This is a genomic window from Bradyrhizobium sp. 138 (assembly GCF_023074075.1).
Classification (GTDB): Bacteria; Pseudomonadota; Alphaproteobacteria; order Rhizobiales; family Xanthobacteraceae; genus Bradyrhizobium.
Map to the genome: position 1 here is coordinate 1 of NZ_JADPKT010000015.1, position 15,359 is coordinate 15,359.

Below are 15,359 nucleotides of genomic sequence, written 5' to 3' on the forward strand. Positions count from 1 at the left end.
TCTTGCCACGACGATCAGGTGCTCCACCTGCGCGCGATCAGATCGGAAAGCTGCGCGGCATCAGATCGGAATACATGCGCGCGATCGTCGGAATCCGCAACCATGCCTTTCTTCCCAGCGCAAAGCCGCGTAGCGCTCGCTCGGCCGCATTGTTAAAGGGCATGATGTTGCCGGCGCCTCAAGTTCGGTGGTGAGGCTGATCTTTCGGGGTTAGTCTGTCGAAGCCGGGATAGGGGCGTCTGGAGCACGAAACGGTGGCAGGCCGTCTTGTCCATGAGCTGCGAGCTCGCGTTGTTACTTGGCCGCCCCTACGACTTGCCCGGCTGCGCTGTGAGCGCGGATCCGTAGATGTCGTGCAAGCCACTGGCTCCTAAACAAGGGAGAACCAAGCATGAGAATCGTCGGCATGGACATCCACCGGTCCTTCGCCCAGGTGGCGATATTGGAGGATGGCGCGATAATTCGACAGCTTCGCGTCGATCTCGTCCACGATCCGCTTATCGCCTTCGCCAAGACGCTCAGCCGGGATGATGAAGTAGTCATCGAGGTGACAGGCAACAGCGCGGCGGTCGAACGTCTTCTGCGGCCGCATGTTAAGCGCGTGGCGGATGCATTTCGAGTTCGCATTCCTCAAACCTTGCTTGTAGCGCCGCCTTGATGGCTTCCGCTTCAGCCTTGGTTCGGCAATGAACGAGCCCGTCGTCCGCGTATCGACACCACGGTGACTGCGGGAAGTTCCGCGCCATCCATATATCGAACGCATAATGCAAGAACAAGTTGGCAAGGACGGGACTGATCACGCCGCCTTGGGGCGTGCCCCGGTCGCGAGCGGTGATCGCTCCGTCTCTGTCTTGCATCGGCGCTGTTAGCCAGCGTTCGATGTAGAGCAGAGCCCATTCGTCTTGCACATGCTTCCTGACCGCCTTCATAAGCAACTGGTGGCTGATATTGTCGAACAGGCCTTTGATGTCGAACTCCAGCAACCCAGTCCATCTTCCAGCACCGTTGCCGGGTGACGCCGACGGCGTCCAGGGCGGATTTTCCGGGCCGGTAGCCGTAGGAATCGGGAAGGAAGATTTCCTCGAGTGCCTGTTTAATCTGCAGCTTGACGACCGTCTGCGCCACGCGATCTGCTACTGTCGGCAGGCCTAGAATGCGTTGTCCGCCGTTCTTCTTGGGAATGGGGACAGCCCGAACGGCAGGTGGAAAGTAGCTACCAGAAGACATTCGATTCCAGACCTTGTAAAAGTTGCCCTTCACGTCCTTCTCAAAAGCTTCGGGCGACACCTTATCCACGCCGGCCGCGCCCGCATTGGCTTTGACCAGTTTGTAGGCCTTCATCACTGTCTGCTTGTTGATATCATACTGCTTACGTCCGGTTACACTCACATGTCCTCCTGCTCATCACAGTTGCATATGGGCGCAACCCACTTGTTTCGGCCCCTTCGCTCCAGTTGCATTACAGCACCTTCATCACTACTACGAGCCGATCCGCTCCAGTGTTGTGCTTCGGTACTCTCGTCTCGCGGTGTGCGCCGCTTGAACTTCTCCCTTAGCATCACAACGACTGGTTCCTGCAGTTCTCTACAAGAGCCTGTATCCAGATCGCGTCCCCTAAACGCCGGTCGCCATCCGCGCAGTAATCCAGGCGCCTCACGGATTGATCTCAGGGATGGCGCGCGCCCCTGATTTTGGCGACGCCTTAGTAATTTTCGACGCGTCATCGGAAGATTCGCTTTCGCTCGCCTTCTGGATACTTACCTGCCCCGTAAACCCGGGACTTTTGGAACACTTGCTGATGACCGCGCCTTTTAAGCGAAGCCATAGTGTCGTGGTTTTGCATCTGCGCCAGGAACGCCGATGCAGGAGGGCCGTCCCCCATCTCTCATAAAGCTGTACGCATCAAATTCGGTCATTCACCTCCTTCGTGCTCTGCAGCACACCATGCCAGATCACTTTCAACAAATCACCCCTACGTCCACGGAAGCAGAACAAATGACCACTCAGCGGATCGCGGCGCAGCACCTCTTGCACCTGCAACGACAATGAGGCGAAGCCTTTGCGCATGTCGGTGTGGCCCGTCGCCAGCCACACCCGAACTCCCGTAGGGACCGGAATCATTGCGGATCCAGAGCCTCGATAATCCGGCGAAGCGCCTCAACGTCGACGCCCGCATCAACAATGACGCGCCGTCCGCCAGCCAGCTCGATCTCAATCCGACGCTTCGTCGAATGCGCGGTCGCGCTCTCCGATGAGGCCGCCACCGACGTCACGGCCCCGACCTCGGCCATAAATGCCCTGACAAACCCAGCCTCGGATTTGGTTCGGTTCGCTGCGAAGGCTCTTCGCCAGGTCACCAGCAGAGAACGTGATAAGCCGTATCGCCGCGCTGTCGCCGCAACCAGGCGCGGCTCGGATAGGCTTTCCAAGACAATCCACGCCTTCTCCTCCTCAGACGAGCGGCGCCGCCGGCCTGTATCAACCACTTCAAGTCGATTCAACGTACTGATCGTATGGCTGTCCATACGTGCAGCTCTCAACCATCAGGCCAGCCCGCCGCAAGGCGTCTTCCCTCGGAGGCTTACGATAAACCCGCGCGCCGGGCCAGATCTGCGGCGGCCGTGTCCCTTCTACTCGCCGGGACCGTGAGCGTGAGCCTCCAACACACGCTTCCGGCTGGCGGGCTCCGCCGTCGCCGGGAGCGCATCGGGCCTTCTGGTCGCGATGAACTTTTCGGCCCACATACTTCCCCGTTTCCAAGCTAACCGCGCAGTATGCGCAAATTCTTCAATCGCGCGCGGTTAAGCAAATCTGCCCGCGAAGGACGACTTAGCCGGGGCCCTCGCTGGATGAGGACGAGACTACTAAACATAGTAGCTTTGTTCCGCCTGGTTCTCGGGTAAGCCGTTGGAGCTGATTTTCAGACGCCCTACGCATAGCCCAAAGGACGCCGAGAGGCGCCGGAACCGTGCGCTCTTGGTCTGCCAATCCTGTACGATGTTGGCCGCGCGCTTATTCGTCGGGCAGATTTTCTTGTCGAGGAGACGACCACATGGTTGGAGGACACGAGCCGCACAGAATGAAGACAGTCGAAAAGCTAGAGTCCAACGTGCGCGCGTACTCGCGTTCCTTTCCTGCTGTCTTCAGCAGGGCGCGCGGCTCCATTATGTTCGCAGAGGGTGGCCGAAAGGTCATTGACTTTCTGTCCGGCGCTGGAGCGCTAAATTATGGCCACAACAATCAGGAGATCAAATCGGCAATCAGCGAGTATCTGGAGTCGGACGGGGTCGTCCACGGCTTGGACATGGCCACTCCAGCAAAGGTCGAATTCATGGAGACCTTTAGCTCTGTCATCCTTCGTGAACGGAATCTTTCCTACCGCTTTCAATTTACGGGCCCTACGGGAGCTAACGCTATTGAAGCAGCTCTAAAGCTCTCGCGTAAGATCACAGGACGTCACAACATCATTTCTTTCACGAATGGATATCACGGCCAAAGTTTGGGAGCCATAGCCGCGAGCGGTAACCGCTTTTACCGCAAAGGCAGCAGCATTCCCTTATCCGGCACAACATTCATGCCCTATGATGGGTATCTTGGCTCCGCTCACAGTGCGGCGGATTACGTGCGAAAGGTATTGATGGACGAGAGCAGTGGCACTGATCTTCCAGCCGCCATTCTCGTCGAAACCGTGCAAGGAGAGGGAGGCATTAACGTCGCCGGCGAGGAATGGTTGCAGTCAATTCAGGCTTTGGCAAAAGAGGTCGGAGCTATTTTCATAGTTGACGATATCCAAATGGGCTGTGGCCGTACAGGCGAGTTCTTCAGTTTCGAGCTCGCTGCGTTGTCGCCAGACATTGTTGTAATGTCGAAATCGCTGAGTGGGTACGGTTTGCCACTGTCGATGCTCCTGATCAAAGAAGCGATTGACGCATGGGAACCAGGCGAGCACACGGGGACGTTTCGAGGAAACAACCTTGCACTCGTCTCTGGCAAAGCGGCTTTGAATCTGTATTGGCGCAACCAGACGTTCTCGCAACAGGTCCGACGCTTGGGCGCATTTATGCGGCGTCGGCTCGATGCTATCGCGCATCAGCACGGACACAGGTTTGCTGTTCGTGGACGGGGCATGGTATGCGGATTCGATTGCAAAACGACCGAAATCGCAGAGGCGACGTCACATAGAGCGTTTGAGAAGGGATTGATTATCGAGCGATGCGGACCGACCGATCAGGTTGTAAAGTTCTTGCCTGCACTTACGATCGAGCAAGAAACGTTGGGACAAGGCCTAGACATATTCGAGGAGTCATTGACCGAAACATTAGATTCAGCCCGAGCAAGCTAAACTTGTAGGCGCACGAGAGAAACTGTTGCTAGCGACCGCATCGCCGCACAAGTCAGTGGCGTGTGTTCTCGCTTGCCGCCGAAATGGTCACGAGTTTTGAGGTCATGATCATGAAGGTGAAGCCTGAACGCCAAGGCTATCTGTGATCCGCCGAGACGGCTGATGCGTGGAGAACGCCTGCTGCCTATCTCGGTCCACGGCACGAGAGTGCGAGCAGCACCTTTGAACCTCGCAGTCGCGAGCGACTTTGGTCGAGCTGGTTATCTAAGTTCCACTCTGAGGTCTGCCGAACGTGAGCTCGCAGCGGAAGGGAGTCGAATGGCGTGGTATGGCTTCTTGGTGGCCACGTGCCCATCCGCACGGGTGCAGACTTTGTTTAGGACCGTAGATTGTGCAGCAGCGATCCAGCCTGAGCCGTTTAGAGCATAGGTGCAGCAATAATCACTCCGGCGGCCGGCTTTGCGACGAAAGCCGTCAAGGAACGAGCGGCGGGGATGTCCGGGTTCTGTTGAATTTCTGAAGAGGTCGGCGTTGTCACCTTGAGCCGGTAGGCTCGGGGTTCTGATTCCAAAGGAGAGCAACGCCATGACGAGAGATTACACCTACTGGTTGGCCGGTGACCGGCGCTGTGGACGAAGCATTTGCGGAAGTGCGGGCGAGTGCCCGAGTTCAGCTATCAGAAGCCCCTATTTGGCGTGAGCGCCTCGGCGGCAAGCGGAGGTGACGGACCAAATGTCAACTATGCTGGGCCAACCGAAGAAGCCCGACGCATCTGCCGGGTCCGAGATGCGTCGGGCTGAGTGGAAGACTGAGTGCGACAGTCTTCCTCCCAGAACCGCGTCTGCAAGTAGTATGCCGTGCCCGTACTGCTACACAAATATCTCAAATTAGATATCTGCTCTGCCACAAAGTTCCGCGAGGCATTCAGAGACGTTCGGCCAGCTCCATCTTCAAGGCCGGACTATTCCCGTTCCAAAAATTCCCGCCATCACCTTTCGTTTGGATCAAAAATGAGGCAGAAGAAGCGGACAACGGACCGCCGGCTCATCAACAACAGATATCTAGATGTTTGATACATTGCTACGCGTGACTGGAACGATCGCGCCGAGCTCGCGCACGACAGAGGCAAACGATCGAGATCTAAGCTTAGATTTCGCGAAAGGTGCGCTCATTGTCTTGGTGATCGTTGGGCACCTGATTCAGTATGTCATCTACCGAGACGACGGGTTTTGGTATTCGCCGTACTACAAATCGATCTATATGTTTCACATGCCACTCTTTATGGCGATAAGCGGATATCTTTCTTCTCGATCGCTGCTGCAAAAGTCGTTCACTCGAGCCGCCGGCGACCGTGCGAAGCAGCTCTTGCTGCCGATGCTGTTTTGGTGGACGTTCATGGAGACAGCTAAGCTGGCGGCATTGTGGCGCGCGACCAGCCTAACGAGCGGACTTTTGGAATTTGTAGACGATTTCGCGGGCACATACTGGTTCATCTGGGCCACGTTTGTTTCCTACCTTCTTCTCAAGATTTCTACCAGGCTAAACCACCAATCGTGGGTCATATCTGGCTTAGCCATACTGGTAGCACTCACACCTCTGACATTTTCCATATCACCCCTGATCAGATTCACTTACCCGTTCTTCTGCTTCGGCTTCTTGCTTGCTCAATCGAGAGAACGATGGACGCGTACATCGCGACATCACAAGCCGCTCCTGATTTTATTTCTCTCGATAGTGACCTGCGTATGCTTTGTAGCTTGGGGCAAGGATACCTATGTCTACAATAATCTTGGGGTAATTCACGATTTTCGGTCGGCCAAAAACGTGCTTCTGATGTTTGTTGGCTCTGCAGCTGCCTCAACAGTCGCTATCGAACTCCTGCTGCAATGCTGGAGCGTTGGCCGTTCAAATCGAATGGCCCGCTTTATCGCTGTGGAGTTGGGCCAGACCACGTTGCTGCTCTACCTGGTCCAGGGTACCGTGTTCCGTCTCATGGATTTCGTACAGTTCGGAGAACTTTGGGATCTCACGACCCGGTTGATCATCGCGGGTATGCTCGGTGCCGCCATTATTGCGATTGCGCTAACGGTGCGCTCGATTGTTCGCGGCGTTCCATATCTGTCGCAGCTCGTCCTTGGAATGCCGCCACGCTCAGGTCTTCCGCAAGCCAAACCTGCAATTAACTAGCTGTATGCATTTGATTGTTTGAGTAGCGGCAGGGTATGGCGATAGCATCTGCTTGTGACGCCGCCGAAATAGCGTTCGAACCCAGATCCGGCGGCGACGGCGTGCCGCCGGTCGAGCCGGTGATCGGCATAAGATCAACCCCATCGAAGCGTGTATTGCTCAGGGTTTGTATGCCACCGGCGAACTCAGCCCATTGCGTCCGTCCAAACAAGATCGACTGTCGTGAGATTAGCTTCGCTGCACCAGTCGTCTAGCCGCCGGGTTTCGACCCAGATCTGGCGATCGAACCTAATCCAATCACACTTGGCGAGATGCTTCTTCGAGCGCCGTACTGAAGTACTGAACCTGAGACGTCGGACTGAAACCGAACTCGCGATGAGACTGTGGACCGGCTCGGCGAAGCCCGCGATCTCGCCCGGCCGGCAGCTCCCACATTGCAGATGCGAGGTCACAATCGTCCATTTCGTAGGTCTGGCAAGGCTCTCTCAAGTCGTTCGGGAAGCCGACGACAGCTCAGGATCCTTGATCTTGCGCTGGCGCGCGCGTCTTCAGGCCAGCGCATCGGCAGCGTCACAGATGCCTGCATATATTTCGTCCAGGTCACCTGCCGTTACACAATATGGCGGCATTACATAAATCGTTTTACCGAGTGGGCGCAGCAAGAGATTACGGTCTTTAAAGAAGGCGTGAAGCCTCGGGCCGATGCCTGCGAGATAGCCGGTATCTCTCGTCTTCAGATCGAGTGCTGTGATGGTGCCGCTACGGCGAACGTTTGCAAAACGCGGATGGGCGCGGAATGCTTCAATTGCGTGCTCCTGCATGGTTGCAACCGCAGCGATGCGCCGGTGACATTCCTGGTCTTTCCACAGATCCAGGTTAGCCTTGGCGGCGGCACAGGCCACCGGATTTGCCGTGTACGAACTCGAGTGAAAGAATGTGCGCGTACGGTCTTTTGAATAATGGGCATCGAAAATCTCCGCCCGGCAGAGTGTTACCGCGAGCGGCAGCGCCCCTCCCGTGAGACCCTTCGAATAGCACGCTATGTCTGGCACAACATTGGCCTGCTCACAGGCGAAGATTGTTCCGGTGCGGCCCCAGCCCGTCATGACCTCATCGGCAATGAACAGGGCGTCCGACGCCTCGCAGATCCGCTTCATCTCTCTTAGCACCCAAGCTGGGTACATCAGCATTCCGCCTGCCCCTAACACCAGAGGCTCGACAATAAAGGCTGCGGGATTTTCGTTCCGACATGCTGACTCAAGCGCATCAAGCGTCGTCTGCTCACGACCGCTCGCAGGGAACGGGATTGAGGTCACGTCGAACAGGAGAGGTCCGTACGCCACGTTGAAGACACCGCGGGCACCAACTGACATCGCACCGAACGTGTCCCCGTGATAGGAGTGCTGCATGACAACGATGCGTGTTCGCTGTTCGCCTATATTGTGCCAATAACCCAGCGCCATCTTCAAGGCGACTTCCACGCTGGCTGAGCCGCTGTCCGAGTAGAACACGTGGTCCAAGCCTCGGGGTGTGAGTTTCAAAAGGAGCCGAGCGACCTCCTCGGCCGGATCATGCGTGTAGCCGGCGAAAATGATTTGGTTCAGCTTGCCGGCCTGTTCCTGAATCGCGCTCACGATCTGCGGATGGCAATGGCCATGGGTGACGACCCACCAGGATGAGATTGCATCTATGATTCGATGATCATCCGCAGTGTAGAGATAAGCACCGTCGCCACGCACAACCTTGGTCATCTCGTGGTGAAGAGCATGCTGCGTGAATGGATGCCAAATTGGCCACCTCTTGTTTGGCTTCATGGCTTGAAATCGCCGGGAACGAACGAGCCTTTGAAGACATCCCCTAGGCTGTCTGCCGTCAAAGGAGAAATCCAGGGCAGCCGTCCTAACCAACGCACCCGCGCGATGTCACAAATTGCGCTCTCAGTTTCAGAATTTCTTTCCCCGATGAATGCGATCCCAAGAATGTCGATCTGGCGCTTTCGCAAGGCCTCTATCGAGAGCAGCGAGTGATTGATGGTCCCGAGTTGCGTGCGCGCGCAAAGCACGACGGGGAGTCGCCACCGCTGGAAGATATCGATGTAGAGTGCGCTAGAATTCAGCGGCACCATCAGCCCGCCAGCGCCTTCGATGACGAGCGGTCGCTCCCCGGTATGCGGCAGGACGAGCGAATCGGGGTCGATGCGAATTCCATCTATTTCGGCGGCATGATGCGGCGAAGCGGGCGTTTTAAGGCGGTAACGCTCCGGAACGATCCGATCGGCCGGAAGACCGCTCAGTCGTGCGACCTGCTGGCTATCGGTCTCTCCTTCAACACCGGCCTGAATTGGTTTCCAGTAATTCGCGCCGAGAAGATGGGCAAGGCCTGCTGAAAAGACAGTTTTGCCGATCCCTGTATCTGTGCCGGTCACCACGATCCGCTGACTCATCGAGATCCGCCCCTCGTCTCCTCAGCGAGGGCATCGAGCATCGCACGCACCTCATTCTCTCCGACGTTGAGCGTCAGTGAAATTCGTAAACGGGCCGTGCCGGCCGGCACCGTTGGCGGTCTGATTCCTCGGATGTCAAATCCGCGAGCCTGTAGCGCGGACGCTAGCCTCATGGCGCGGGCATTCTCGCCAACGATATAGGGCAGGATCTGCGAGTTCGAAGGACTTCTCTCGCCTCGCGCAACCATCTCCCGATGCGTGAACGCGACAAGCCTCGCCAGCCGCTGTTGGCGCTCCGGTTCCTCCTGCAGGATCAAGAGAGCCTCCCGTACGGCTACCGCCATTAACGGCGAAGGGGCGGTCGCGAAGATAAACGGGCGACAGCGATTGATTATGAAGTCGCGCAGCACGCCAGAGGCGGTGACAAGCGCGCCGGCGGCTCCCAGCGCCTTGCCGCAGGTATGAATAACCAGGAGATTTTCGCGTCCTTCATAGGCCGCTGTGAGCCCTCGCCCCTGCTCGCCGTAAACGCCGGTGGCATGAGCTTCGTCCACAACCAAGAACGCATCGTGCCGGTCCGCGATCGCGAGCAGGTCTTCAAGCGGTGCGAAATCGCCATCCATGCTGTAGAGGCTCTCGACTACGATCCAGACCCGCCCCGCTCCGCCCGCGGCACGCCAGTCGCAAATTGCGCTTTCGATAACCTGGGGGTCGTTATGGGCGCTGATTCGAAACGCGGCTCGGCCAGCTCGTGCTCCTTCGTGAAGGCTGGCGTGAACCAGGGAATCAAGGACCAGCAGGTCGTCCCGTTGCGGCAACGTTGTCAGCACCGCAAAATTTGCGACATAACCACTGCCGAAGAAGAGCGCAGTCTGCGCGCCGAAGAACCGCGCCGCTGCTGCTTCGAGGCGTTCGTGCTCCTCGCAGTTGCCGCGCAGAAGCCGTGATCCGCCGGCTCCGATCGGAGTACCCCCTTCGAGGGCGGTGACGATGGCTTTTTTCATGCGCGGCGCGCTCGCCAGGGCCAGATAATCGTTTGATGAAAAGTCAATCCCGGTGCGCGGCCTGAGACTCCGCAGGCGGTCGTCGTTTTTAAGCGCATCTAAGCCTGCCGCATAGCTGGCGACTTTACCCGCAATGATGGAATTCATTCTTCACTCGCTGAGCAAGGATGGAGGCCGCAAAACTCCCAACTGGTCGCCAATGACAGGGTCTTACGGCGGTTGCTTGTTGGATTCAAACCGGCACGATGCGATTTTGTCGATCAACCAGCACAATGCGCGGCCTGAAGATTCTTGCATCCGCCTCGTCAAGTGAGGCGTATGCAACGATACTTAGCTTATCGCCGGGCATCGCCAGTCGCGCCGCCGCACCGTTCACGTCTACCGTGCCGGACCCTTGTGGCGCTTCCGTCACAAACGTTGCAAAGCGTGCCCCCGTCTCGAGGTTGTAGAGTTCGACGCGTTCGTTAATCAGGATACCGGCCGCGTCCAGCAGTGCGCGATCAATCGAGATCGAGCCTTCAAAGTGCAGGTCGGATTCAGTTACCGAGGCGCAATGAATCTTTCCCTTCATCATGACAATCTGCATTTCTTACCTACGCTGATGGCTTGCGAGCAGCACGCCGTTGTTCTGATGACTTAAGCGAGTCCAGACGTAATGCCGAGCCGGGCTAACAAACTTGCATCACGGTCAAGTTGCGGGTTTTTGGTAGTCAGCAACACATCGCCGACAAAGATGGAATTCGCACCCGCCAAGAAGCATAGGGCTTGGAGTTCATCAGTCATATACTGGCGCCCGGCGGCCAACCGTACGACGCTCTTGGGCATCATGATCCGCGCGGTCGCCACCAGGCGCACCAGTGCAATCGGATCGGGACGCTCCGCCGTGCCCTTCACCGGCACGCCATCCACCTCGTTCCACAGGTTGATCGGTACACTTTCCGGATGGTTGGGAAGATTGGCGAGCAGTACCAGCATGCCAAGACGGTCATCGACGTGCTCACCCATGCCAATAATGCCGCCGCAGCAGACTTTGACCCCCGCCTCGCGCACGCGCGTAAGAGTGTCGATCCGATCTTGCAAGGTCCGCGTAGTGATGATGCTGCGGTAGAACTCCGGCGAAGTGTCCACGTTATGATTGTAGAAGTCGAGGCCGGCGTCGGCGAGCCGTGCGGCTTGCCTTGGCGTGAGCATGCCGAGCGTTACGCACGTCTCCATGCCGACACGCTTAACGGCGGCAATCATGTCGCAGATCTTATCGAGATCGCGGTCCTTTGGACTGCGCCACGCCGCGGCCATGCAGAAGCGATTCGCCCCGGCCGCCTTGGCGCGCTGCGCGGCGGCGACCACATCAGCGCGATCCATCAAGCGAGTCGCCTTCAGGCCAGTGTCGTAGCACGCTCTGTGCGCAGTAGGTGCAGTCTTCGGGACAGCCGCCCGTCTTGATGCTGAGCAGGCTTGCGGTTTCGACGTGGTTTGGGTCAAAATTGCCGCGATGAACGGTCTGGGCCTGGAATAGGAGCTCGGCAAATGGCTGCGCGTAAACCCCTTCCGCCTCGGCACGTTCCCAGTCGCGGCGGACCGGCGCGCCGTTGCGGCCGCTATTGCCTTCGACTTCCACAGCACCCCCAAGATTTTCGGTCGATCATACAGGCGACACCGTCGTGCGTAGCTTCGCAAAGCAACACTCTTGCCCTGTATTGAACGAGAAATATCGCCGAGTTGCGCGGGCATGGCGCTCCTATCAGGCTAATCGCCGCTCCCTCACGCAGGATTTCCTCGCGAGGCCGAGACAAGCGCAACAACGCTCCTCGACGCGCCTCACTCAGGTAACTAGCCGATGCGTACGGTAGTTGCGCCCCGTAGGAGCCTCTCCTGATACAAATGTATTTGGCCGCGCGCCATGTACAACGGATCCACGAATCTGCTCACCTGGCCGATTCCACGATGGTGTGGTTATGCGCGTCACATTCCGTACAATAAGCGGTGGCCCGGACGAGCCGACTCTGCGAGCGTTACCTCCCGCCGCCTCCAGAAGCGCAGCGGGTTGGGCTCTGGGGCGCAGAGTAGCGGCTCGGCGCGCCCTTGGCCACCTAGGCTTGCTCGCCGCTGCGCTCGTCGCCCTGGCTGTGGTGAGCAACTCCGCTGGACTCTCGATCACGTCGTCGCCGCCCGACTTGGCACGACGCGGCGAGATCTGCTAAGACGTCGCACTCATCTGCGCAAACAGAATTGCCGCTTCAGACGGCCCGAGCCCGACGATGCCCACGAAAGCTGCCGGAGGCATCGGAATGACCTGACGGGTCGGCCTCCAGAGATGCAGGCAGTAGCGACTATTGTTCACATACTGCGAATGAGGAGGATGCAGCTGCATCACGCATTCCTCTTCATCCCAAAACATATCTTTGGCGAAGCACATCTCCTCCCAGTTTGGAGATCGCCGTGGCGTCGACACAGAGACATGCTCCCATCCCGGACGGACGAAGCCGACGATCTTGAGTTGGCAGCCACAAGGCCCCTGCACGAAGAAGAGACCGGAAGGACCAGACCCCGGTGCGGTGGCGAATCGGCCATCGCGGACGCGCCCCGCTTCGAGTCTTTCTACACTTTGCTTCCTCATGCGTCCTCCTTCTTCGTTTTGGCCGATAGAGTTGCATCCGGCACCAGCCGTGTTGTCCGACTCGTACATCGAACGGCTGGTACCCTGGCATGGGCGGCCCCAACTGCCGCTGATCATCTGCACCGACTTACTTGGATGAAGAACATCGGTTCTGCCCGCATCGTTCACCGGGGAGTTCTCTTGGGTTTATCTTTCCACATCTGAGCTCTCTTAAACTTTCTCGTCATTCGCCGCGTTCGTTGCGAACTTGGCCTCATGCAGACAATCTGCGCAGACATCTACGATGGCTTGTCTTGGCAAGCCGTGCCAGCAGGAGCTTCTGCTCGCCTCGTCGCCTGAACAAATCCGCAACGTATGGCGTTGAGTTCGCCGTGCTTGGTGCAAGATGCCAGAATTCGACTGAAACGCTTAATGGCGGCGGAAGCTAATTCGCGTGGCATGATCCGGCGAACCGGCACTTTGTCACCCAAACAAACGTCGCAGGCGGTGGACTTTCATCTCATTCCTTCATGTCTAGCGGTTAGCCGGCTTGCCGCCTGAGACACCGTCAATGCGTCATCTATGTGGCCGGCCACCGTGACTCAGAATGGATTCATGGTCACAGGCTCGCACGCGCGGTCCGCACTCGTTCAGCAGCCTCGCTCATTGGCCTTACCGCATGATGCAGTTTCGCAGTTCAGCCCTAGTGGGCTGTGAGCTCCAACGGAGAAACACCCCGCGCCGGGGTCACAAGCATTAACGATCGGTGCAACCGTCCGCCCGGTCGATCAGAACTGCCCGTCAACCTCATTTCTTTGCCGCCCCTCCGCGAGGCGAGCCAGCTTATCATATTCCTCAGCGACCTTGATGAGCCTGCATCTGGATGTGTCGTCCTCGAGCGACTCCGCTTTTCTTCGGGTCGCTTCAGCACGGCTTCGCCAATGTTTGGCGTCTGAGAACAGGTTTTTTTGCTTCATGCGGAAGACGATGCAATGTTTAGATCAAGGAAATGCGACACATGCCCTACGTAAGATCCCGTAGGTTGGCTTTCGCAAAAGCACCTCATTTGCCGTTATCTGCCGACCGCTCTGTTGATGTCTGGGATGCGACAAGCCGCTCGCAGCAAGCGCGGCGAGGGGCGCGAAATGCGCGACTCTCGACATTTAGGGCTTGAATCGTACGTAGCGTCAGATTGTAGGGTCTTCTTACAGCTGGCGAGCGTGCTTGACCGTACAACAGCTTCCGGGCGACACAATTTCGAGTGTGTCATTTGGCGAGCCAAGATTGCAGAACGCCCGCGTTGTCCCGGACGCCGCAGTGAGGCCGCCTCGGCGAATCATTGCAACGTGGGGCGATGAAGCCAGGCTGCAGGAGAACCGGATTCTAAGATCGCAGCAGCATCGTCGCGTGGCGATTGCCCGATTTGATAGATTGCTCACGCAGAGGTCGCGGTCCGGAGATCGGGGCCTCGCAGCTCAGAGTGGAATGGAAGTTGGAGGCCATACTCATCTTACATAGCCGTGATGCGGCCGCGGCGAACCTGCAATAGCTTGCTCACGCCGAAACAGGTAGCTGTAGGCATACACGGTTGCCAGCATTCTCGCCACAGATCCGTCGACTGGTCGCTCATGCCGGAGCCCCCTTCGGGTGCCTGGATTGACTCCGCCGCCGCCTCCATCATGTTTTTCGTATCCAAAGACGGGCAACACGGCCTCCGGAGTAGCAATGACTTCTGCAGCTGTGGCTACCAAGCAGTCGTTCAATAGACGGCCATGGAGCGCGCGAGGTCAGACCACAAGGAACTCTCGATCTATGCCCTGTCCGAAATGTCACACAGATAACTGGTGCGAGATCGCAATGCACGATCCCTGGAGCGGCCGACCAGTGATCAACTGCAATACTTGCGGTGAATATGCCGAGTACGATTGCCTGCAGCGCAAAGCAGCGCACGCGATCATCGCAGCTACCTTGGCCTGTAACGTGAGCAAAGAGGACCAGCGAGATCCGCGGGCGGTTGCTGACAGGATTTTGGATGTGCTGGAGAATGCCGGCCTAATAATCGCTCGCGCCTCAAGATGAATGGGAGGAACGCCGATCGGCGCCGCTACAAGGCCCCGCCCGTCCATCAGAGAGCATGGCCAACTGCGCCGCTCGTTCCAACAGCCACTTGATTGCCTTCAAAACGCCGTCTGTCCCCTGGCCGACCTGGAGTAGTCGGCATAGCAGCTCTTTGATACCAACAACGATTGTAGCAAACGCGCCAATCTGGACACGAGCCGCGACGCTCTCAACGGGACCAGGGCTGAGTACCGCTTAGGCGCGGGCTTCCAACGTGACGCCCGGCAGATCTTCCCACAAGTATCGAACGCGCGATGATCAACCCGGCGTGGCCTGCACCTGACGGCGCCTTTCGAAGTCCATAGTTCAAAGTTATCTAGAACGGCGAAGTCACTGTGAGGTGTCTTGACGGGAGTTTGGCTCATTGACCAGATTAACGCGCTGCCGATTGATCTCGTTTCCTATTCTGCTCAGCCGCCACGGCACCGACAACTCCCGGGAAGCAGCCCTATTATGATGGTGACAGCGGGAGAGCTCGGCTGGATTGACAAAACCAATTCGCACAGACTCGAGAGAGCATTCAGCCATGGACGATTGATTCCGGTGCCGAGGCAGCTCCTATCCACACATTCAAGTAAGCTTGACTGATTCGCTTGATCACTCGTGGCCGGCGACGAGCAGCCTCACAGCTGGGCGTAGCTATGCGCGCACACTCGAGTGGACCCGAGC

The 15,359-nt window shown here is 57.7% G+C and carries 12 protein-coding genes and 2 pseudogenes; 4 read left to right on the plus strand and 10 right to left on the minus strand.

The features are described 5' to 3' along the window. Nucleotides 1–194, plus strand: a 194-nt coding sequence (locus tag IVA79_RS08520) for a hypothetical protein (protein WP_247551833.1), incomplete at its 5' end; no start/stop codon positions are given. Nucleotides 195–391: 197 nt separating this feature from the next. Next, on the plus strand, nucleotides 392–658 hold the full coding sequence (locus IVA79_RS08525) for a hypothetical protein (protein ID WP_247551835.1): 267 nt from the start codon (nucleotides 392–394) through the stop codon (nucleotides 656–658). Here the strand turns inward: IVA79_RS08525 and IVA79_RS36695 are convergent. The 4 genes and pseudogenes from IVA79_RS36695 to IVA79_RS08540 all read right to left on the minus strand — a co-directional run bounded on the left by IVA79_RS36695 (nucleotide 594) and on the right by IVA79_RS08540 (nucleotide 2,525). After that, nucleotides 594–929 carry a reverse transcriptase domain-containing protein gene (locus IVA79_RS36695; protein ID WP_253075256.1) on the minus strand — a complete coding sequence of 112 codons (336 nt, stop codon included), beginning with the start codon at nucleotides 927–929 and terminating at the stop codon, nucleotides 594–596. The genes IVA79_RS08525 and IVA79_RS36695 overlap by 65 nt on opposite strands. A 130-nt stretch (nucleotides 930–1,059) precedes the next feature. Further along, a pseudogene (locus IVA79_RS36915) lies at nucleotides 1,060–1,341 on the minus strand (group II intron reverse transcriptase/maturase); the annotation flags it as partial. A 561-nt stretch (nucleotides 1,342–1,902) separates the two neighbouring features. Beyond that, entirely contained in the window at nucleotides 1,903–2,094 is a 192-nt protein-coding gene (tnpB, locus tag IVA79_RS08535; RefSeq protein WP_346658160.1) for an IS66 family insertion sequence element accessory protein TnpB, read from the minus strand. 23 nt (nucleotides 2,095–2,117) lie between these two features. Then, entirely contained in the window at nucleotides 2,118–2,525 is a 408-nt protein-coding gene (locus IVA79_RS08540; protein WP_247551839.1) for a transposase, read from the minus strand. A 554-nt stretch (nucleotides 2,526–3,079) separates the two neighbouring features. Between IVA79_RS08540 and ectB the strand changes: the two genes are divergently transcribed. After that, on the plus strand, nucleotides 3,080–4,342 hold the full coding sequence (gene ectB / locus IVA79_RS08545) for a diaminobutyrate--2-oxoglutarate transaminase (RefSeq protein ID WP_247551841.1): 1,263 nt from the start codon (nucleotides 3,080–3,082) through the stop codon (nucleotides 4,340–4,342). Between the two features lie 1,065 nt (nucleotides 4,343–5,407). Beyond that, complete coding sequence (gene nolL, locus IVA79_RS08550) at nucleotides 5,408–6,529, plus strand: nodulation factor fucose acetyltransferase NolL (protein WP_247551843.1); 1,122 nt, start codon at nucleotides 5,408–5,410, stop codon at nucleotides 6,527–6,529. Between the two features lie 548 nt (nucleotides 6,530–7,077). Here the strand turns inward: nolL and IVA79_RS08555 are convergent. From IVA79_RS08555 to IVA79_RS08580, 6 genes and pseudogenes are all read right to left on the minus strand, one after another. Further along, nucleotides 7,078–8,343: an adenosylmethionine--8-amino-7-oxononanoate transaminase gene (locus IVA79_RS08555; protein ID WP_247551845.1), complete on the minus strand. Its 1,266-nt coding sequence runs from the start codon at nucleotides 8,341–8,343 to the stop codon at nucleotides 7,078–7,080. Then, nucleotides 8,340–8,972: a dethiobiotin synthase gene (bioD, locus tag IVA79_RS08560; protein ID WP_247551847.1), complete on the minus strand. Its 633-nt coding sequence runs from the start codon at nucleotides 8,970–8,972 to the stop codon at nucleotides 8,340–8,342. Before bioD ends, IVA79_RS08555 begins: the two co-directional genes overlap by 4 nt. After that, nucleotides 8,969–10,123, minus strand: a complete 1,155-nt coding sequence (locus tag IVA79_RS08565) for an 8-amino-7-oxononanoate synthase (protein WP_247551849.1) — start codon at nucleotides 10,121–10,123, stop codon at nucleotides 8,969–8,971. Before IVA79_RS08565 ends, bioD begins: the two co-directional genes overlap by 4 nt. 85 nt (nucleotides 10,124–10,208) lie before the next feature. Next, the gene (gene panD, locus IVA79_RS08570) at nucleotides 10,209–10,562 is read right to left on the minus strand and encodes an aspartate 1-decarboxylase (RefSeq protein ID WP_247551851.1); all 354 of its coding nucleotides are present in this window, start codon (nucleotides 10,560–10,562) and stop codon (nucleotides 10,209–10,211) included. A 50-nt stretch (nucleotides 10,563–10,612) separates the two neighbouring features. Beyond that, a pseudogene (bioB, locus tag IVA79_RS08575) lies at nucleotides 10,613–11,594 on the minus strand (biotin synthase BioB). 579 nt (nucleotides 11,595–12,173) lie between these two features. Further along, nucleotides 12,174–12,761, minus strand: coding sequence for a hypothetical protein (locus IVA79_RS08580; protein ID WP_247551853.1), 588 nt, complete (start codon nucleotides 12,759–12,761; stop codon nucleotides 12,174–12,176). Nucleotides 12,762–15,359 lie beyond the last annotated feature (2,598 nt).

What these genes read in the sequence shown, in the direction of transcription:
- IVA79_RS08525 (WP_247551835.1), top strand. Translation starts at nt 392, where the DNA reads ATGAGAATCGTCGGCATGGACATCCACCGGTCCTTCGCCCAGGTGGCG.
- nolL (WP_247551843.1), top strand. Translation starts at nt 5,408, where the DNA reads ATGTTTGATACATTGCTACGCGTGACTGGAACGATCGCGCCGAGCTCG.
- IVA79_RS08540 (WP_247551839.1), bottom strand. Translation starts at nt 2,525, where the DNA reads ATGGACAGCCATACGATCAGTACGTTGAATCGACTTGAAGTGGTTGAT.
- IVA79_RS08555 (WP_247551845.1), bottom strand. Translation starts at nt 8,343, where the DNA reads ATGAAGCCAAACAAGAGGTGGCCAATTTGGCATCCATTCACGCAGCAT.
- ectB (WP_247551841.1), top strand. Translation starts at nt 3,080, where the DNA reads ATGAAGACAGTCGAAAAGCTAGAGTCCAACGTGCGCGCGTACTCGCGT.
- IVA79_RS36695 (WP_253075256.1), bottom strand. Translation starts at nt 929, where the DNA reads ATGAAGGCGGTCAGGAAGCATGTGCAAGACGAATGGGCTCTGCTCTAC.
- IVA79_RS08565 (WP_247551849.1), bottom strand. Translation starts at nt 10,123, where the DNA reads ATGAATTCCATCATTGCGGGTAAAGTCGCCAGCTATGCGGCAGGCTTA.
- panD (WP_247551851.1), bottom strand. Translation starts at nt 10,562, where the DNA reads ATGCAGATTGTCATGATGAAGGGAAAGATTCATTGCGCCTCGGTAACT.
- bioD (WP_247551847.1), bottom strand. Translation starts at nt 8,972, where the DNA reads ATGAGTCAGCGGATCGTGGTGACCGGCACAGATACAGGGATCGGCAAA.